At 70.2% G+C, this 18,943-nt stretch carries 18 protein-coding genes; 14 read left to right on the forward strand and 4 right to left on the reverse strand.

Annotated features, from left to right (window positions below):
• Positions 1-24 precede the first annotated feature (24 nt).
• The 7 genes from ACIBJH_RS27930 to ACIBJH_RS27960 all read left to right on the forward strand — a co-directional run bounded on the left by ACIBJH_RS27930 (position 25) and on the right by ACIBJH_RS27960 (position 7,254).
• The gene (locus ACIBJH_RS27930) at positions 25-1,590 is read left to right on the forward strand and encodes an ABC transporter substrate-binding protein (RefSeq protein ID WP_399119621.1); all 1,566 of its coding nucleotides are present in this window, start codon (positions 25-27) and stop codon (positions 1,588-1,590) included.
• On the forward strand, positions 1,575-2,609 hold the full coding sequence (locus tag ACIBJH_RS27935; RefSeq protein ID WP_399119622.1) for an ABC transporter ATP-binding protein: 1,035 nt from the start codon (positions 1,575-1,577) through the stop codon (positions 2,607-2,609). Before ACIBJH_RS27930 ends, ACIBJH_RS27935 begins: the two co-directional genes overlap by 16 nt.
• Positions 2,599-3,585 (forward strand): ABC transporter ATP-binding protein, encoded by a 987-nt coding sequence (locus tag ACIBJH_RS27940; protein ID WP_399119623.1) that lies wholly within the window; start codon positions 2,599-2,601, stop codon positions 3,583-3,585. The genes ACIBJH_RS27935 and ACIBJH_RS27940 overlap by 11 nt, the downstream gene beginning before the upstream one ends.
• Complete coding sequence (locus ACIBJH_RS27945) at positions 3,572-4,438, forward strand: SDR family oxidoreductase (RefSeq protein ID WP_399119624.1); 867 nt, start codon at positions 3,572-3,574, stop codon at positions 4,436-4,438. The genes ACIBJH_RS27940 and ACIBJH_RS27945 overlap by 14 nt, the downstream gene beginning before the upstream one ends.
• A 108-nt stretch (positions 4,439-4,546) precedes the next feature.
• Positions 4,547-5,554, forward strand: coding sequence for a zinc-binding dehydrogenase (locus ACIBJH_RS27950; RefSeq protein ID WP_399119625.1), 1,008 nt, complete (start codon positions 4,547-4,549; stop codon positions 5,552-5,554).
• 58 nt (positions 5,555-5,612) lie between these two features.
• Positions 5,613-6,362 (forward strand): NADPH-dependent F420 reductase, encoded by a 750-nt coding sequence (locus ACIBJH_RS27955; RefSeq protein ID WP_399119626.1) that lies wholly within the window; start codon positions 5,613-5,615, stop codon positions 6,360-6,362.
• A 4-nt stretch (positions 6,363-6,366) separates the two neighbouring features.
• Positions 6,367-7,254, forward strand: a complete 888-nt coding sequence (locus ACIBJH_RS27960; protein ID WP_399119627.1) for an MBL fold metallo-hydrolase — start codon at positions 6,367-6,369, stop codon at positions 7,252-7,254.
• An 8-nt stretch (positions 7,255-7,262) separates the two neighbouring features.
• Here ACIBJH_RS27960 and ACIBJH_RS27965 read toward each other — a convergent pair whose 3' ends face one another.
• Positions 7,263-7,682 carry a hypothetical protein gene (locus ACIBJH_RS27965; protein ID WP_399119629.1) on the reverse strand — a complete coding sequence of 140 codons (420 nt, stop codon included), beginning with the start codon at positions 7,680-7,682 and terminating at the stop codon, positions 7,263-7,265.
• Positions 7,683-7,904: 222 nt separating this feature from the next.
• Between ACIBJH_RS27965 and ACIBJH_RS27970 the strand changes: the two genes are divergently transcribed.
• From ACIBJH_RS27970 to ACIBJH_RS27985, 4 genes are all read left to right on the forward strand, one after another.
• On the forward strand, positions 7,905-9,263 hold the full coding sequence (locus ACIBJH_RS27970) for a sialidase family protein (protein ID WP_399119630.1): 1,359 nt from the start codon (positions 7,905-7,907) through the stop codon (positions 9,261-9,263).
• Positions 9,264-9,347: 84 nt separating this feature from the next.
• On the forward strand, positions 9,348-9,542 hold the full coding sequence (locus ACIBJH_RS27975; RefSeq protein WP_399119631.1) for a ferredoxin: 195 nt from the start codon (positions 9,348-9,350) through the stop codon (positions 9,540-9,542).
• A gap of 5 nt (positions 9,543-9,547) precedes the next feature.
• The gene (locus ACIBJH_RS27980) at positions 9,548-11,173 is read left to right on the forward strand and encodes an AMP-binding protein (RefSeq protein WP_399119632.1); all 1,626 of its coding nucleotides are present in this window, start codon (positions 9,548-9,550) and stop codon (positions 11,171-11,173) included.
• A 30-nt stretch (positions 11,174-11,203) separates the two neighbouring features.
• Positions 11,204-12,175 (forward strand): threonine/serine dehydratase, encoded by a 972-nt coding sequence (locus tag ACIBJH_RS27985; RefSeq protein ID WP_399119633.1) that lies wholly within the window; start codon positions 11,204-11,206, stop codon positions 12,173-12,175.
• A gap of 187 nt (positions 12,176-12,362) precedes the next feature.
• Here the strand turns inward: ACIBJH_RS27985 and ACIBJH_RS27990 are convergent, their stop codons facing one another.
• Genes ACIBJH_RS27990 through ACIBJH_RS28000 form a run of 3 tightly spaced genes read right to left on the reverse strand, consistent with a single transcriptional unit; the run spans position 12,363 to position 15,234 of the window.
• Entirely contained in the window at positions 12,363-13,283 is a 921-nt protein-coding gene (locus tag ACIBJH_RS27990; RefSeq protein WP_399119634.1) for an HpcH/HpaI aldolase/citrate lyase family protein, read from the reverse strand.
• Complete coding sequence (locus ACIBJH_RS27995) at positions 13,280-14,656, reverse strand: LLM class flavin-dependent oxidoreductase (RefSeq protein ID WP_399119635.1); 1,377 nt, start codon at positions 14,654-14,656, stop codon at positions 13,280-13,282. Before ACIBJH_RS27995 ends, ACIBJH_RS27990 begins: the two co-directional genes overlap by 4 nt.
• 56 nt (positions 14,657-14,712) lie before the next feature.
• Complete coding sequence (locus tag ACIBJH_RS28000) at positions 14,713-15,234, reverse strand: nuclear transport factor 2 family protein (protein ID WP_399119636.1); 522 nt, start codon at positions 15,232-15,234, stop codon at positions 14,713-14,715.
• A gap of 229 nt (positions 15,235-15,463) precedes the next feature.
• Here ACIBJH_RS28000 and ACIBJH_RS28005 point away from each other — a divergent pair, with 229 nt between their 5' ends.
• The 3 genes from ACIBJH_RS28005 to ACIBJH_RS28015 all read left to right on the forward strand — a co-directional run bounded on the left by ACIBJH_RS28005 (position 15,464) and on the right by ACIBJH_RS28015 (position 18,852).
• On the forward strand, positions 15,464-16,660 hold the full coding sequence (locus tag ACIBJH_RS28005) for a CaiB/BaiF CoA transferase family protein (RefSeq protein WP_399119637.1): 1,197 nt from the start codon (positions 15,464-15,466) through the stop codon (positions 16,658-16,660).
• A 33-nt stretch (positions 16,661-16,693) separates the two neighbouring features.
• On the forward strand, positions 16,694-18,151 hold the full coding sequence (locus ACIBJH_RS28010; protein ID WP_399119638.1) for an aldehyde dehydrogenase family protein: 1,458 nt from the start codon (positions 16,694-16,696) through the stop codon (positions 18,149-18,151).
• A gap of 101 nt (positions 18,152-18,252) precedes the next feature.
• Positions 18,253-18,852, forward strand: a complete 600-nt coding sequence (locus tag ACIBJH_RS28015; protein WP_399119639.1) for a DUF4241 domain-containing protein — start codon at positions 18,253-18,255, stop codon at positions 18,850-18,852.
• Positions 18,853-18,943 lie beyond the last annotated feature (91 nt).

Consider the following 18,943-nt stretch of genomic DNA (forward strand, 5'->3'; position numbering starts at 1 on the left):
ACCGTCCACGACAAGGGGTCAACGATGATCCGTACGAGGTACTTCACCACGATTGCCGTAGCCGCAGCGGCACTCCTGCTCGGTGCCTGCGGGGGCGGCGGGAAGAGCGCGGGGGGCTCAACAGGCGCCACGGGCAAGCCGGTTGCCGGCGGCTCCGCCCGAGTCCTCACCCTCAGCGAACTCCGCACCCTCGACCCGGCGCAGATGGGCAACAACTTCGTCAGCGGAGCCGTCGTCGGCAACGCGCTCTACGGCACCCTGCTGACGGACGATCCCCGGTCCGGGAAGATCCGCGGCTCCCTGGCCTCCTCCTTCAGCTCCTCGGACGGCGGCAAGACCTTCGAGCTGAAACTGCGTGCAGGGCTGACCTTCTCCGACGGCACACCGTTCAACTCCGAGGCCGTCAAGTACAACTGGGACCGCATGCGCGTACCGGCCACCGCGTCCCCGTACCAGGCCGACGCCTCGCTGGTGACCTCGACACAGGCCGTCGACGCGACGACGCTCAAGGTCACACTCGGGCAGCCCATGGCGCAGTTCGCCCAGTCGATCGTCACCACGTCCATGAACTGGATCGCCTCACCGGCCGCGCTCGGCGAGGGAGCCAAGGCCTACGACGCACATCCCGTCGGCGCCGGACCGTACACGCTGAAGGAGTGGCGCCGGCAGGACGCCATGGTGCTGGTGAAGAACCCGAAGTATTGGGACAAGCCGAAGCCCTACCTGGACCAACTCACCCTCACTGTCGCCCTCGACGCGACTCAGCGCGTCAACACCGTGATCAGTGGTGGCGCCGACCTGGCCATCGAGCAGAACTGGGAGAACCTGAAGAAGGCGGCCGACGCCGGACTGCCAACCACCACCTCCCCGCTCAGCGGCGGCACCTACCTCGCCCTCAACACCCGGCGCGCGCCCTTCGACGACATCCGGGCCCGCGAGGCGCTGGCCGACGCCATCGACTTCAACGCCCTGAACGTGTCGGTCTACAACGGGACCGGCGAAACCGTCGACACGGTGTTCCGCAAGGCCTCGCCCTTCTACACCGACACCCCCGTCGGCAAGCCCGACGCGGCCGCCGCGCAGAAGTTGTTCGACGGGATCGCGGCCGACGGCAAGCCCGTCTCGTTCACCTTCACCACCACCGCGTCGACCGAGAACAAGGCCCAGGCCGAGTCGATGCAGTCCCAGCTCAGCAAGTTCAAGAACGTCACCATGAAGATCAAGGTCGTGGACTACGCGGAGTTCATCCCTCTCCAGACCTCACACGACTTCGACGCCGTGGTGTCGTCCGCTGCCTTCAACGACCCGGAGCCCAGGCTCTGGACTGCTTTCCAGGGCGACTCGCCGACCAACATGACCGGCATCGACGACGCCCAGCTCAACGCGGCTCTGCTGAAGGGCCGCACGGCGACCACCGTCGCGGACCGCAAGGCCGCCTACGAGACCGTGCAGCAGCGGCTGGTCGCACTGCGCCCGATGCTCTGGATCCTGCGCATCGCCGGCAGCGCGATCTCCGGCAAGAACGTCGGCGGCCTCACCCAGTACGGTTTCGGCTCGCTGCTTCCGGAGGACCTGTGGATCAAGCACTAGCGGACCGGGGCGATCCGATCCTCGAAGTCCGCGAGCTGCGGGTCCACATCGGGACGCCACGCGGTGTCGTACGCGCCGTCGACGACGTCTCCCTCACGATCGGCCACGGACAAGCCCTCGGCGTCGTGGGGGAGTCGGGCTCCGGCAAGTCGGTGACGGCCAAGGCGGTCATGGGCATGCTGCCGAGGGGCGCGGGGTGCAGCGGGCAAATCCTCTTCCGGGGACGGGACTTGCTCACCCTGTCCCAGAGCGAGCGCAGGAAGATCTGGGGCGCCCAGGTCGCCATGGTGCTCCAGGACCCGGGTCGATCGCTCAACCCGGTCGTACGGGTGGAACGGCAACTCACCGAAGGTATGCGCCGACACCTCGGTGTCGGGCGCACGGAGGCGCGGGGCCGAGCCGTCGAACTCCTCGCCGAGGTGGGCGTACCCGACCCGGAACGGCGGCTGCGCAACTACCCGCACGAACTGTCCGGAGGCATGCGCCAGCGCGTGATGATCGGCATCGCGCTGGCCTGCGAACCCGACCTGGTCATCGCCGACGAACCGACGACGGCGTTGGACGTGACCGTCCAACGCCAGGTCCTCGATCTGCTGGGCCGCATCCGACGGGACCGGGGGACCGCCCTCATGCTGATCAGCCACGACCTCGCCGTAGTGGCCGGACGCACCGACCGCACGGCCGTGATGTACGCGGGTCGCCTCGCCGAAGTCGGGGCGACCCGGGCCGTGTTCACCGCGCCACGCCACCGGTACACCCACGCACTGCTGGAGGCGGTCCCCACGATCGACCACGAACGGCACACCCCGCTGCGGCTGATCCCCGGCGCCCTGCCGGATCCCGTCGCACCGCCGACGGGCTGCCGCTTCGGACCGCGCTGCACGGCGGTACGGACCGAGTGCGGGGTGCCGGGACCCGTCATGACGCCCGTGGGCGGTGACCACCGGGTCGCCTGCTGCGCTCCCGTCCCGCCGCCCGCCGACGCACCTTCGCCGGCGGGAGGTCCTGATGGCCGGTAGCGGGAACGCCCATCTCCGGGGCGACGGCGCCCTGTTGACCGTACGGGACCTGGTCGTCGAGTACGCCACCGACGCCGGCGTCGTGCAGGCGGTGTCCGGGGTCAGCTTCGACGTCCTGCCGGGGGAGACCCTCGGCATCGTCGGCGAGTCGGGCTGCGGCAAGTCCACCACGGGCCGGGCCGTACTGCGCCTGGACCGCGCGACCCGCGGCACGATCGAGTTCGACGGCGAGCGCATCGACCGGGCACGCGCCCAGCGGATGCGCGCGCTCCGACGCGACATGCAGATGGTCTTCCAGGACCCGGTGGCCTCGCTGAACCCGCGCCGCAAGGTCAAGGACGTCGTGGCGGAGGGTCTGGTGATCGGCGGCATGCCGGCCGACGAGCGCACCCAGCGGGCCGCCGGCGTACTGGCCCAAGTGGGCCTGGAAGAGGCACGGTTCGCCGAACTGATGCCCCGTCAACTCTCCGGAGGGCAGGCACAGAGGGTGGCGATAGCCCGGGCCCTCGCGCTGAATCCGAAACTGCTGATCTGCGACGAACCAGTGTCCGCCCTCGATGTCTCCGTACAGGCCCAGACGCTCAACCTGATCGAGGACATCAAGACCGCCTACGACCTGACCGTCGTGTTCATCGCCCATGATCTCAGCGTCGTCCGCGCGGTCAGCGACGACGTCATGGTCATGTACCTGGGCAAGGTGTGCGAGTTCGGCGACGCCGACCTGGTCTACGAGCGCCCCGCGCACCCGTACACCAGGGCCCTGCTCGACTCGGTCCCCCTGCTCGACGCCGAGCGCGACTTCGCCGGACCGGCCCTCGACGGCGACATCCCCTCACCCCTGTCGCCCCCGTCGGGCTGCCGGTTCCGGACCCGCTGCCCAAGGGCGACGGACCAGTGCGCGATCAGCGAGCCGCAGGTCCGCGAGGTGCGCGAGGACCAGTACGTGGCATGCCATTTCCCGCTTGAGGACACGTAGGAAGGCGGACCCGCACATGCACGAACTCGGCACCAGCGAACGGCCCGACTGGAATCTCGCGGTGGTGATCGGCGCCGGCGGCCTCGGTACGGCGGTGGCGCGGCGGCTCGGACAGCACCACCGGCTGCTCGTCGTGGACATCGACAAGGACCGGGCGGACGCAGTCGCGCGCACCCTGCGGGAGGAGGGAGGCGACGCCGAGCCGGCGCAGTGCGACATCACACGGCCGGAGTCGGTCCGGGCTCTCGCCGAAGAGGTGGGCCGGCGAAGGGGGTTCGCCGTGCTCGCACACGTCGCCGGACTCTCCCCGTCCGCCGCGGACTTCGAGAGCATCGTCCGGGTCAACCTCACCGGAGCCGCCCTCGTCACTCGCGCACTGCTTCCCCACGCGGAGCCCGGCGCGGCGGCGATCCTCATCTCCTCCCTCGCCGCGCACACCGTGACGCCGAGCGCCGCCGCAGAGGCCGTACTGCGCGACCCGCACGACCCAGCGACGGCGACCCGGCTCAAGGAGGTGCTGGGCCAGGAGGAGCACACCTCCGCGATGGCGTACCACCTCTCCAAGTACGGCCTGTTGTCACTGTGCCGACGTGAGGCGAAGGCGTGGGGAGAGCGCGGCGCGCGGATCGTCAGTCTCTCCCCGGGGCTCATCGCCACACCCATGGGCGCGTTCGAGTTCGAGCACAGTCCGGTCAAACGCGAGCTCTACGTCAGGACTCCGCTCGCCCGTGAGGGCACGATGATCGAGATCGCCGGTGTCGTCGCCTTCCTGGCCTCCGACCAGGCGTCGTTCATCTCCGGCACCGACCTTCTGGTCGACGGCGGCCTGGCCGGGACACTGCGCGGCGACTAGGGCCCGTCCGGAGAAAGTGGTCCGCCCAGCGGGATAGCGGCCTCGGCGTGCGGGCCCGCCACCATAGCTTTTCGCGAGCCGTGACTCCCCGGACCGGAAGGACCCACGATGAAGTCCGCCATCTACAACGGACCGCTCGACATCACCGTCACCGAGCTGGAGACCCCCACCTGCGGTCCACGGGACGTGCTGCTGCGCAATCTGCACGCCGGCATCTGCGGCTCGGACGTGTCGGTCTACCGCCACGGTCCCGGGGCGCACCAGATCCTGAAGGGCGAGCAGTTCGGCCACGAGGTGGTGTCCGAGATCGCCGAGGTGGGCGACGAGGTGACCGGCCTGTCCGTCGGCGACCGCGTCTACCCCTACCCCCTGCTGGCCAAGGGCGACCCCCATCGCGCCGGATGTCTGGGCGGGTTCTCCGAGTACATCCTCGTGCCCAACTGCCGTGTGGGGGAGGAGGTGTTCAAGGTCGGCGACCGGATCCCGACACCCGTCGCCGGACTCATCGAACCTTTCACGGTGGCCCACAACGCCGTGCGACGCTGCCGCCCGCAGCAAGGGGAGAAGGCCGTCGTCTTCGGCGCGGGCACCATCGGGATCGCCGCGGCCGTCGCGCTGAAGAGCTTCGGCGCCGCAGAGGTCATGGTGGTCGACCTCTCCGACTTCCGGCTGGCGAAGGCCGCCGGACTCGGCTTCCTGACCTGCAACTCCGCGCGCGAGGACCTGCGTTCGCGTGCCGGCGAGGAGTTCGGCGAGGTGACCACCCTGATGGGGACCTTCCCCGACGTCGACATCTACATCGAGGCGGCGGGGCCCGACGAACTGTTCGCGACGATCCAGTCCATGGCGAAGGCCGGCGCGCGCATCGGCGCGGTCGCCGTCCACCCGAAGCCGGTCGCCATCGACCTGGTCCGGCTGGCGTACGGCCGGCAGACCATCGTCGGGCCGGGTGGCTACCGGCCCGAGGACGTCGTCGACGTCATGAAGATCATGGAGAGCGAGCAGTTCGACCTCGCCTCGATCATCACCCACACCTTCGAACTCGACCGCATCATCGAGGCGATCGAGACGGCGGGCGACCGCGAGTCGGCCCTCCACGTCGCGATCGCCTACTGAACCGGAAGGACCGGGACGTGAACGGAGACGACCGGAACATGAACGGACGGACGGGGACATGACGAAGACCCTCGGGCTCATCGGAGCCGGACGGATCGGCGGGGCACTGGCCCGCCTCGCGCTCGCCGCCGGATTGGACGTGGTCGTGAGCAACTCGCGCGGCCCGGGGACCCTCACCGACACGGTGGCGGAGTGGGGAGAAGGCGCCAGGGCCGCGACCGTGGAGGACGCGGCGCGGCAGGGCGACATCGTGGTGGCCACCGTCCCCCTCGGCGCGTACGGGCGGCTCCCCGCCGACGCCCTGGCGGGAAAGACGGTGCTGGACACCATGAACTACTACCCCGAACGCGACGGCACCGTACCGGAGTTGGACTCCCGCGCGCTGACCTCCAGCGAGCTCGTGCAGCGCAGTCTGCCGGACGCGCACGTGGTCAAGGCGTGCAACAACATCGACTTCCGGCGCCTGGAGATCCTCGCCCGGCCCACCGGCGCCCCGGACCGCAGCGCGCTGCCCGTGGCCGGTGACAGCGCCGGTGCCAAGGACGAGGCGATCCGGCTGCTGGACCTCTTCGGTTACGACGCCGTCGATCTGGGCCCCCTGTCGGAGAGTTGGCGCAGCGAGCCGAACACGGCGGTCTATGTGCAGCCGTACCTGCCCGAACGCCCGGCGGGACTCACGGATGCCGAGGACGTCATGCGGTGGTTCCTGGACTGCCCCGGCGCTCCGCTCCCCGCCGACCGGCTCGCCGTCCTGCTGCGGGATGCCGTACGGCAGTCTCCCGCCGACGCACGGGAACGCCTTGCCTGACGACATGCGGACGCTCGGCCTGGGCAAGGCCCTGGTCGACCGGGTCGAGGAGCACACCCTGCCGGTCTCCCTCACGTTCCTGACCGGCGACGAGGCGTTCATTGCTCGTCGCGTGGACCCGCTGCCCAGCGGGTTCCTGGACCGGGAGACGATGAACTTTCGGTTCTCCAACCACAGTTGGGTGCTGCGGGTGGACGGCCGCACGGTCCTGGTCGACCCCTGCACCGGCAATGGCCGTACGGGCAGAGGGCCCTACTTCGACGGACTCGACGTGCCCTATCTGGAGCGGCTCGCGGCGGCCGGTGTGTCGCCCGAGTCGGTCGACGTCGTCTTCTCCACCCACCTCCACCACGACCACTGTGGCTGGAACACCTGCTGGGAGGAAGGGAGTTGGGTGCCGACCTTCCCCAACGCGGAGTACATCTTCGCGGAGGAGGAGTACCGGCGATGGGACCCGGCGGGGCCGCCGCACGCCAACTCCTTCAACCCCAACGTGTTCGACGAGTGCGTGCGTCCGGTGACCGAGGCGGGTCTCGCCAGGGTTGTCCCGCTGCCGTACGAGATCTCACCGAGTCTGACCGTCGAACCCGCGCCGGGCCACACGCTCGGGCACTCCGTGCTGGCGCTCAACTCGGCCGGTGTACGGGCGTACTTCACCGGAGATGCCTTCCACCACCCCGTCCAGCTGACCCGGCCCGAACTGCATCTGCCGGGCTGCGACGACCTGGAGACGGCCGTCGCCACCCGACGCGCACTGGTCCAACGGGCCCTGAACGAGGGCGCGTTCCTCTTCCCCGCGCACTTCTCCGCTCCGCATTACGGGCAACTCGCCCTCGACGGCGACGAGGTGCGCTTCGTGCCGGGCGGTGCGGTGAGGGCCACCGCCGGCTGATCATCCGGTCACTTCACCTCGACGGTGACCTTCCACGGCGTGACGACCTGGGGGCAGGCGCGGCCCGGGTCGGGGACGCAGCGTCGTTGGGCGCTGACGGTGGCGACGCCGGTGTGGTCAGCGTGCAGGACCGCCGTTGCGCCCCCGGAGGGTGTCGTGGTGCCGCCGGTGCTCGTGAGAACAGGGGAGTCGTCGGCCGCTGGAACGCTCCAAACATAGGTGAGGCCGCCCTTGCGGTAGCCGGTGAGCCGGACCTCGATGTCGTCACCGGCGTTCGCGGTCACCGTCCGGTCGGCGTCCACGTTCGTGAGTACGACGCGCTGGGCGAGGCGTACATCCGCAACCGCCCGCGCCGTGGCCGAGGCTGTGACGGCGGCGAAGGCCAGCCCCGCGGCTCCCAGGATCGTGGACCACTTCGTCGCTCCCATTGGATTCCTCTTCTCGCGTCTGTCAGGCAGGCGGACCTGCTCTCCGGCAGCTCAACGGGACGGCGCGGGGCAGGTCACGAGCAACCATCCGATTGAGGCCCGAGCCGTCCCCGCGCAGGAGAATCGCGGACTGTGCCGACCACCGGGAACGGTTCCTCCCCGGCCGGAAATCCGTCGCTAGCTTTCCGAGTCCGCAGAGTTGCAGCCTTCGAAGGAGCAGGCATGAGACCGTTCCACACCCGGGCCAGGAGAGGGGCGAGGGCCTTAGGTTCCGGCCTGGTCGCCGCCGTGATCGCGCTCCCCTTCCTCGTCACCAGCGCGCAGGCGAGTCCGGCCCACGCCACCCCCGCCGCGAGCATTCGCGAGGTCGACGTCACCCCCGACACACCGGACCGCGTCAACGGCCAGCCGGTGGTCGCCGTCAACCCCAAGCACCCGGACAACCTCGTGTACGCGTCGACGGACCACATCGTCGACGGCGCCGCGCTGGTCCGGGTGGAGTGCTACGCCGCGTTCTCCACCGACGGCGGCCGGACCTGGACCCGTACGGCCTGGCCGGCCGGCGACAACCCCCAGTGCGGGGACCCGTACCTGGCCGTCGACTCGAAGGGGATCTTCTACCTCGCCTGGAACCAACTGGGCTGCCCCGACGACCCGGACGGACCGATCACCGGTACCTGCGACGGCGTCCCGAACAAGCTCGGCGTCGCCAGGTCGACCGACGGCGGACGCACCTGGTCGCACGCCGTCGACACCCCCGCCGTCCGCGCCGCCACGCCCCGGTTGCGGGTGGACACGGCCACCGACTACGTCTACGCGGTCGGCGCCAGCCCCGTCGGACAGCCCGGGCCCTCGGCCGTCACGGTCAGCAAAGACCACGGTCTGACCTGGACGCCGGTCGCGGAGCTCCCGGACCAGCCGTTCGGCAACCAGATCGCCGTGCACAACGGCGTGCTGGCGAGCGCCACTTCGGAGGTGGTCGTGGGCGGGGTCTCGGTCCAGCCCGTGAACCCCGTGTTCGAGGTGAGCCGTGACGACGGCACCACCTTCACCTCCTTCCCGGTGACCGACAGCGCCGGAAACGCGGTCGCACCGCCCTCGGGCGACCTCGTGCCGGACACCAGACTGCTGGCCTCGGACCCGATCCCCTGGGTCACCGCCGATCCCACCAGGACCGACCGGTTCGCACTGCTGCTGCCCCGGGGCGACAACCTGGAGGTGTACGTCACGAACAATGCGGGCCGCACCTGGACCGGTCCAACCGTGGTCGCGGCGCCGGGCGCGTCCAAGCCCTGGATCGAGTTCGGTCCCAAGGGAACGCTGGGCATCATGTGGCGGCACGTGGCGGGCGGTCTCGTCGACGCCTACTCCACCGTCTCCTTCGACGGCGGCCGGACCTTCCCCCGCACCGTGAAGGTCAACCGGACGAGTGAGCCGTACACCTTCCTCGGCAGCGGTGGCGACGAGTGGTCGCGGATCCTCATCCACGGCAAGTACGCCTACGTCACCTGGGCGGACGCCCGTGAAGGCGGTGCCGTCGACGGCATCGTCGCCCGGGTTCCCCTGTCCCGCTACCACTGAGTCGGCACGACCCGGGCCGCGCCTCGCGACGAGGAGACGCGGCCCGGTGCAGCACCCGTCGAACGAGCAATTCGGGAGGGACAAATGAAGGTCGTCATCGACGAGGACAGGTGCGTCGCGGCCGGACAGTGCGTCGCCGCGGCAGCCGACGTGTTCGACCAACGTGACGAGGACGGCATCGTCGTCCTGCTGACGGAGCACCCGTCGGAGGACGTCGCCGACGACGTACGTACCGCGGCCGCCGTGTGCCCCGCACTCGCGATCCGGATCCAGGAGTGACGCCCGTGACACCTGAGCAGCGACAGCACGACCTCGCAGCGCTGCGCGACCGCTGGTACCGGGAGGGCCACTACTCCTCGCGCACCATGGCCGAGGCGTTGGAGGACGCGGGCCGGCGCTTCCCGGAAACGCGGTTCGTGTTCGCCTCGGAGGTGACCCGCACCACGCTCACCCTGACCGACATGCTCGCGCTCGGCCGCCGCGCGGCGACCGGACTGCGCCGGATGGGAGTGGGGGCCGGTGACGTGGTCGCCGTACAGATCCCCAACCGGCAGGAACTCGTGGTGTCGTACTTCGGCGCCTGGCTGCTCGGCGCGGTCGTCCTGCCCATCACCCACATCTACGACTCCGCCGAGGTCGGCGCCATCCTGCGCGACGCCGGTGCCAAGGTGCTGATCCTGCCCGACGCCTGGCGCTCCATCGACTTCACCGCCCGCCTCGCCCGCCTCGACCCGGGCCCCGCCCTCAAGCACGTCGTGATGATCGGCGAGCGGACCGCGCCGGACACCGTCCCGTGGTCCCAACTCATCGACGGGGAAGGGGAGATACGGTCGCCCGAGGGCATACGGGCCGACGACGTGTGCGCCGTGATCTACACCTCGGGCACGACCGGCGTGCCCAAGGGCGTGCAGCACACCCACAACTCGCTGCTGCGCGAACTGCGCAAGGGCGACCTCATGAACGAGACGGCACCGGGCGACACCCGGCTCATCCCCTGGCCCTCCGGCCATGTCGCCGGCCTGCTGGCCGCGTGCTGCGGGATCACCGGCGGCACGGACACCGTGCACATGGACCGCTGGCACGACGCCCACGCCGTGGAACTCGTCGAGGAGTTCCGCTGCACCATCACCAGCGGCACCCCGCTGCACGTCGAGGCGATCCTCACGGCGGCCGAGCAGCACGGCCGGGACATCTCCAGCCTGCGCTTCGTCCAGGTCGGCGGCGCCAACGTGCCGCCCGCGCTCGTCGCCAGGGCCGACGCCGCCGGCATCGTCGTGGCGCGGGCCTACGGCAGCACCGAGCATCCGCGCTGCGCGACCTCCCCGCTCAACGCCGCTGCGCCGAAGCGGTCGTTGACCGACGGTGTCGTGCGCTTCGGCGACGAGGTGCGGATCGTGGACGAGGAGCTGAGTGAGCTGCCCGTGGGGGAGGAGGGCGAAGTGCTGACCCGCGGCCCGAGTCAGTTCGTCGGCTACCGCGACCCCGCCCACGACGCGTCGGCGTTCGTGCCCGGCGGCTGGTTCCGCACCGGCGACGTCGGACGCCTCGACGCGGACGGGTACTTGACCATCACCGACCGCATCAAGGACATCATCATCCGGGGCGGCGAGAACATCGCCTCCAAGGAGGTCGAGGACATCCTCGCCACGCATCCCCGGGTGCGCCACGCGGCGGTGGTCGCCGAACCCGACCCGCGCTACGGCGAGCGCGTGGCCGCGTTCGTCGTCCTCGACGGCGGCACGCTGGACATCGCGGAGGTACGTGAACTGTTCGCCCGCCACCGGGTCGCGCCGCAAAAGACGCCGGAGCGCGTCGAGGTCGTGGAAGAGCTGCCGTTGGCGCCCTCGGGGAAGGTCCGCAAGTACGAGTTGCGCGAGCGGCTGCGTGCCCGGGCCGTCGCCGAGACATGAGCTGTGCCTGTGGCGCTACGCTGCCGTGTCGTGCAGCAGACACGCCTCGACACCGCTCGGATCAGGGCGGCCCGCCAGGTGATCGACCCGATGTTCCTCGACACCCCGCTGTACCGCTGCGAGGCGCTGGAACCCGGCCTCGGGTGCGCGGTCAGCATCAAGCTGGAAACGGCGAACCCGGTCCGCAGCTTCAAGGCGCGCGGCACCGAGCTTGTCGCGAGCCGGCTCGCCGACAGCCGCGAGCGGGCCGTCGTGTGCGCCAGCGCGGGCAACCTCGGCCAGGCCCTCGCGTGGTCCGGTCGCGGCCGGGGGCTCGACGTCACCGTGGTGGCGTCCCGTTTCGCGACCGCGGCCAAACTCGACCGCATCCGCGCGCTGGGTGCCCATCTGCAACTGGTCGACGGGGACCACGAGTTGGCCCGTGAGCGGGCGGCGGTTGTCACACGGTCCGAGGGCATCCGGCTGGTCGAGGACAGCCTCGACATCGAGACCTGCGAGGGTGCGGCGACCATCGGGCTTGAACTGGCGGACGCGGCGCGGCCGTTCGACGCCGTGCTGATCGCCCTCGGCGGCGGCGCGCTGGCCACCGGAGTGGGGCATGTGCTGAAGTCCCTGGTGCCCGAGGTCGAGGTGATCTGCGTCCAGCCGCTGGGCGCACCGGCGTTGACGCTCTCGTGGCGCGCGCGGCGGGTCGTCACCACCGAGTCGGCGGACACCATCGCCGACGGTGTCGCGGGCCGGTTTCCCATCCCGGCCGTCCTGGACGATCTCCTCCTGGTCGCCGACGACGCCGTCCTGGTCCGGGAGGAGTCGATCGTCGCCGGTATGCGGCTGCTCTTCGAGCACGCAGGCCTCGTCGTCGAACCGTCGGCGGCCCTCGGTATCGCGGCGATCCTCGAAGACCGTGAGCGCTTCGCCGGCCGCCATGTGGTCACCGTCGTGTGCGGCGGCAACGTCGACGCGGACGTCTATCGCGGCTGGATCGGCTCGGCTGCGCCGTAGGGGTGCTCGTGCACGGCGTCCCGGGCACGTTCGTCACGTGCCCGGGATGTCCCGCCGCGATGGCCGCTTTCCCTTCACCACGGCGGTGTCCACCGGTGTGTGGGACCAGAGTGGCCGCTGTGCGGCGCCGGGTGAAGGCCTCCGGGGGCCGCGTCAGACTCTCGTAAGATCCACTCCGCGCAATCCCCTACGGGGCAACGGAGTTGGAGACGGCGGCGTGCTGCGCGAGGACGTTCTCCGCGAGCTTCACATGCGCGGCGTCCACCAGTTGGCCGTCCACGCTGGTGGCGCCCAGGCCCTCGGCCTCTGCGGCGCGATACGCCTCCAGGACCCGCCGGGCACGTCGGATCTCGTCGTCGCTCGCGCGGAAGACCTGGTTCGCGATCTCGATCTGCGAGGGATGGATCGCCCACTTGCCGTCGAATCCGAGGGAGGCCGCCGAGCGGGCGTCCTCCTCGTAGCCGGCCGGGTCGCGGAAGTCGGGATAGGGGGCGTCGATGGCGGCGATGCCAGCGATGCGTGCCGCGGTCAGCACCTGCATCCGCGCGAAGTACCAGAAGTCGCCCGGATACGGCTCGCGGGGGCGGAAGTTGGTGTCCACGCGGGCGCCCTGCGACACCGACAGATCGCCCGCACCGAAGATGACGGCGTCCAGCCGGTCGCTCGCGGTCGCGATCTCCTCGGCGTGCGCGACCCCCGCGACATCCTCGATGAGGACCTCCAACCGGATCCGCTTGAGCAGACCGAGCCGCTCCTCCAGCTGGTTCAGCAGCACGTCGACCCACCACACGTCCCGCGCGGCCGTGACCTTCGGGACGATGATGGTGTCCAGGTTCTCCCGGGCCCCTTCGACCACCTCGATGATGTCGCCGTGGGCCCACTTCGTGTCGATCCCGTTGATCCGCACGGCACGGACGGTGGCGCCCCAGTCGTACTCGTTCAGCGCCCGTACGGCCTTGCCCCGCGAATCCTCGCGCAGCGCGGGTGCCACCGCGTCCTCCAGGTCGAGGAAGACCAGGTCGGACCGTGAGGCGGCGGCCTTGGCGAACATATGGTCGTTGGAGGCGGGCGTGGCCAGCTCAGAGCGGCGCAGGGGAGGAGTGTTCATCGTGTCGTGGCCTCTTCCTCGGTGAACAGGTTCGCCGGGCGGTCCAGGGACAGGTTCTCCCGCAACGTCCTGCCCGTGTACTCGCTGCGGACGAGCCCCAGCCGGCGGAGTTCGGGCACCACCAGCCGCACGAAGTCCTCGAAGGCGCCAGGGAAGTGGGTGGCGGCGAGGACGAAGCCGTCGCACGAGCGCGACTCGAACCACTGCCGCATCTGTTCGGCGATCCCCGGTCCGGTACCGACGAACCGCGGGCCCTGGAGCAGGGTGGCCCGGTGGTTCGCCAGCATGCGCAGGGTCAGTTCGCGGTCGCCGAGGTGCCGTCGTACGCCCTGGACGAGGCCGCGGATCCCGGAAACCGAGTCGATGAGTTCGTCGGTGACCACGTCGTCGAGCGAGTGGCCCGCGAAGTCGTGGTTGGTCACCTCGGACAGCAGGGTCAACGAGGCCATGGGATGCACGAGTTCGTCGAGGAACAGCGCCTCCTTCTCCCGCGCGATCGCCTCCGTCTCACCGGCGATCGTGTAGACCATGGGCAGCAGACGTACGGACCCCGCGTCCCGCCCCGCCTCGGTGATCAGGTCCTTCTGCTCCTGGTAGTGCTCGCGCGCGATCTCCTGGCTCGGATCGGACGTGAAGATCAGATCGGCCCACTTGGCCGCGAACAGCCGGCCCCGTCCCGACTGCCCGGCCTGGATGATCACCGGCCGCCCCTGCGGAGTACGCGGCACCGTCAGCGGCCCACGCACGCTGAAGTACTTACCCTGGTGGGAGAGTTCGTGCACCTTGCCGGGGTCGGCGAAGATCCCGGCCGTACGGTCGCCGACGATCGCGTCGTCCTCCCACGAGTCCCAGAGCTTCGAGACGACCTCGACGAACTCCTCGGCCCGGTCGTAGCGCTTGTCGTGTTCGAGGTGCTCGTCCAGGCCGAAGTTCTGGGCCTCGGCGTCGTTCACCGACGTCACGACGTTCCAGGCGGCCCGTCCGCCGCTGAGATGGTCGAGCGTCGCGAACGTCCGCGCCACATGGAAGGGTTGGTAGTACGTCGTCGAGTACGTCGCACCCAGCCCGATGTGTTCGGTGGCGCCCGCGACGGCACCCAGCACCGTGCTCAGGTCGAGCTTGACCGGGCGCGCACCGTAACGGACCGCGTCGGCGGGCGAGTTGCCGTGGATCGTCGGCATGGCGAGCCGGTCGTCGAAGAACATCAGGTCGAACATGCCCTCCTCCAGCACGCGCGCGATCCGCTGGTAGTAGCGCACGTCCAGGAAGTCCGCCGCGGCGCTGGGATAGCGCCAGGAGCCGGAGTACACGGACACGTTGGACGCCTGGAGGAAGGCGACCAGGGTCATCTGGTCAGCGCGTGACGTGGTCATCGGGGCCTTTCGTGAGCCGGTGGGGCGAGGGAGCGGAGGCGCGGTGCCGCGTCGGGTCAGCGGAACACCTCGTAGGAGGGGTCGGTGTCGTCCCGGCGCCCCGAAGGTGCCTCGGCGGCTTCGACGGCGTGTGTCACCTCGCGGTAGAGGTCACCGACGTAGACCCGGTGGTCGATGGCCCAGACGCCCGCGCGGCACGACCAGCGGTCGACGTACCGGCCCCGGTGGAACAGGTCGGTGACGAGACCGTCGGCCGGGCGGGTGCGCAGCCACACCGACACATACGCCTCGCTGGCCGCCGTTCCCGCCGCCTCGTCGACCTCGACGAGCGCGTTGGACACCAGGTGCGAATGGGCGGCGAGTCGGGCGTGGTAGGGCCAGACGAAGTCGAGGAAGCCGGCGCCGGAACCCCGGTAGGAAGGGCCGTAGTCGGCCGTGCCGTCGGGATGCCAGACGGTGTCGGCGAGCGCGCGGTCCATGCGGTCGAGGCCACGGCAGTACCGGTACAGGACCTCCGTGATCTCCTGCTTCGCGGCGAGCAGGGTGATCGGGGTGGTCGGCGCCGAGTCGGTCCGCATGGTTCGCTCCTCGTCAAGTTACGTAAACCCGGGGCGTGTTGACTGCGCGTCCCGTCAAAGCCGGGAAGCCCCTCGATCAACATAGGAAGCGCCGAGCCGGCAGTCATGTCCCGTGCCCGCTGAGCGGGAACGGGCCCCGGCCGGGTACCGGAGCCCCGTTAGCGTGGCCGCGCGGATCTCGCCCCGAGCACCACAGGACCGCGCTCAACAGGAAGGCAGGGAACGCACCATGAACGCCGGACCACTGGCAGGACTCCGTGTCCTCGATGCCGCCACCCTCGCCGCCGGACCACTGATCGCCACCTGGCTCGGCGAGCACGGCGCCGACGTCATCAAGGTCGAACAGCCCGACGGGGGTGACCCGTTGAGGCAGTGGGGTGCCCAGAAGGACGGCGTCGGCCTGATGTGGAAGAGCGTGGGCCGCAACAAGAAGAGCGTCACCCTGAATCTGCGCCAGGAGACCGGACGGGACCTGCTGCGCCGACTCGCCCGCCAGTCGGACGTCGTGGTGCTGAACCTGCGCCCGTCGACCCTGCGGAAATGGCGCCTCGACTACCCGAGTCTCGCCGCGGAGAGCCCCCGCCTGGTGATGGTGCACGTCACCGGCTACGGAGCGGGCGGACCGAAGTCCGACCGCCCGGGCTTCGGCACCCTTGGCGAGGCGATGAGTGGCTTCGCCCACCTCACTGGCAGCCCGGACGGCCCACCGACCCTCCCCTCCTTCATGCTCGCCGACGGCGTCGCCGGCCTGACCGCCACCTACGCGGTGATGATGGCCCTCTACCACCGCGACGTGCACGGCGCCGACGGCCAACTCGTCGACATCAACCTGATCGACCCGCTGGCACGCCTTCTGGAACAGTCGGTGCTCACCTACGACCAACTCGGCACCGTCCCCAACAGGACCGGAAACCGCTGGGACATCAGCGCCCCGCGCAACGTCTACCTCACCAAGGACTTCCACTGGCTCGCCATGTCCGGCAGCGCCCCCACGATCGCCAAACGCGCCCTCCAGGCGGTCGGACGCCCCGAACTCACCGAGGACCCCAGATTCGCCGAGGCACAGCAACGCCTGCGCCACGCCGCCGAGATCGACGCGATCATGGCCGACTGGATCGGCGCGCACACCCTGGACGACGCGATGGCCGTCTTCGAGGCGGCCGACGTCGCCGCCGCCCCCGTCTACGACGCCGCCCAACTCCTCGCCGACCCGCAGATGGTGGCCAGAGACGTCTACCGGTCGGTCCCCGACCCTCAACTCGGGTCCATGCGCGTCCAGTCACCGGTGCCGCGCTTCTCGGCGACCCAGGGCGGCATCAGCCACCTCGGCCCGGCCCTCGGCGAGCACAACGACGAGATCTACGGCGGACTCCTCGGCCTCGACGCCGACCGGCGCCGGGAACTGTCGGAGCAGGGCGTGATCTGAAGCGATCGGGAACATCGGCAGCGGGAGGCTCCCATGGCCCAACTGGACGTACACGCAAGGAACGTGGATCAGGTCACCGAGTCCTTCATCGACGGTGTGCCGGTCGGGACACCCGAGGTCTACGAGAACATCGACCCCTCGACCGGACGCTCCCTCGGCCAGGTGTCGAGAGGAACACCGGAGGAGATCGACCGGGCGGTCACCTCGGCACGCGCGGCGCAACGAACCTGGCGCACCACGACACCGGAACAACGCGCCGATCTGCTCTGCCGGTTGGCCGACCTGATCGACAACAGCTCGGAGGAACTCGCCCGACTGGAGAGCGAGGACTCCGGCAAACCCCTGTCCCAGGCACGCAACGACGCCCGGGTGTGCGCCCGTTACTTCCGTTTCTACGGCCGCGCGATCGACTCGTACTACGGCCTGAGCCTGCCGCTCCGCCCCGACCTCCTCGTCTACACGCGCCGAGAACCCCACGGCGTCACCGGCCACATCCTCGCGTGGAACTACCCACTTCAACTGCTCGCCCGTGGTGTCGCACCCGCTCTCGCGACCGGCAACTGCGCCGTGGTGAAGCCGGCCGACGAGACCCCGCGCACGGCGATCGCCGTGGCCGGGCTGGCGATCCAAGCGGGCCTGCCTGAAGGGGTGTTCAACGTCGTGACCGGCCTCGGTGCCGAGGCCGGTGCCGCGCTGGCGGCCCATCCCGGCATCGACCATCTGGGCTTCGTCGGCTCCACCCGGGTCGGCGCCCTCGTCGCCGCGGCCGCCGCCGAGCGGGTGTCGCCGGTGACGCTCGAACTCGGCGGCAAATCCGCCCACTTGGTGTTCCCCGACGCCGACATCGAGAAGGCCGCCCGGGTCGCGGCAGCCGCGATCCTGCAGAACGCCGGACAGACCTGCTCGGCGGGATCGCGCGTGCTCGTCCATGAGAGCGTGCACACCGAAGTGGTGGACCGCATCGCGGCACACTTCGCCGAGGTGACGATCGGCCGCGGCCTCGACGACCCCGACCTCGGTCCACTCGTCTCGCGCAAGCAGCAGGACCGCGTACGCGGCTATGTGCAGTCGGCCGACACCGGCGAGATCGTCTTCGGCGGCTCGGTGGCCGAGCCCGAAGGCCTGGCGGACGGCGCCTACTTCACGCCGACCCTGATCGACGGCGTCGACCCGGCGGCACCGATCGCCCAGGAGGAGATCTTCGGACCCGTCCTCACCACGATGCGGTTCTCGACCGAGGAGGAAGCCGTCGCCCTGGCGAACGGGACCGACTACGCGCTGCTCGGCGCCGTGTGGACGAGGGACCTGAGCCGGGCACACCGGGTCGCCGCTGAGGTCGAGGCGGGCCAGGTCTATGTGAACACCTACGGCGCCGGCGGCGGCGTGGAACTCCCTTTCGGCGGATTCCGCAAGTCCGGCTACGGCCGGGAGAAGGGCGTCGAGGCCCTCGACAGCTGCACCGCGACGAAGACGATCGTCGTGCAGCTCTGAGGGCACGGCCGTGCGGGGACCTTCGCCCGAACCTCGATGTCAGTGGGACCGCGTACCTTTCGATTGACCGCCCACAGGGGTGGCGAGGGAGGGGACGGGACATGGAGTGGGGCGGGGACGCCCGGCTGCCGGCCGGGCCGGAGGCCAGCTGGTATCTGGAGACGGCGTTCACACCTGGGGCCCAACTGGGGACGGTCTACGACGATCCGGAAACGCCCGTCGTGGTCACGGGAATCGAGCAGGTGACCACCATCCGTGTCCCCAGTGGCCGACTCGTCGTGGACGCGCCGTGGCACGACGACGAAATCTGGGAGTACGAGCGAGGGCGGCCCACGAGGCCCCCGAGGGAGCTGGCCGCGCGGATTCCGCCGGGCACCTACCGGGTGGAGTTCTCGTGGACGGCGGGGCCGTACGAGTTCATGGGCGAGCGTTTCGACGGCGTCGACTGCGCCGCGACCCGACTGTGTGTCAGCGACGCCCCGGTGGTCGGCTGGGAGATGGGCCTGGGGATCGACGACGACCTCGACGAGCTTGAGCCGGGCAAGCGGGTCGAGTTCGGCTCCGATGCCAATATCGGCTGCTTCGCCGACGCCGGCGCGTGGCCGACGCTGAGCGCGCCGTTCCGCACGTTCACGGACGGCATGCCGGCACCGCGCGACAGCGAGCAGCTGTCAGACCTGTGCGAGCGGATACGCGACTAGGGCGTGTTTTAGAAGTGGGCTTCATCATTCGGGCTGCGCCGTGATGATCGCGATGTGGGGCGAGGGGATCTTTCTGACGATCAGTGGGCTG

Origin of the sequence: Streptomyces sp. NPDC050548 (assembly GCF_044457385.1) — a bacterium.
Lineage (GTDB): Bacteria > Actinomycetota > Actinomycetes > Streptomycetales > Streptomycetaceae > Streptomyces.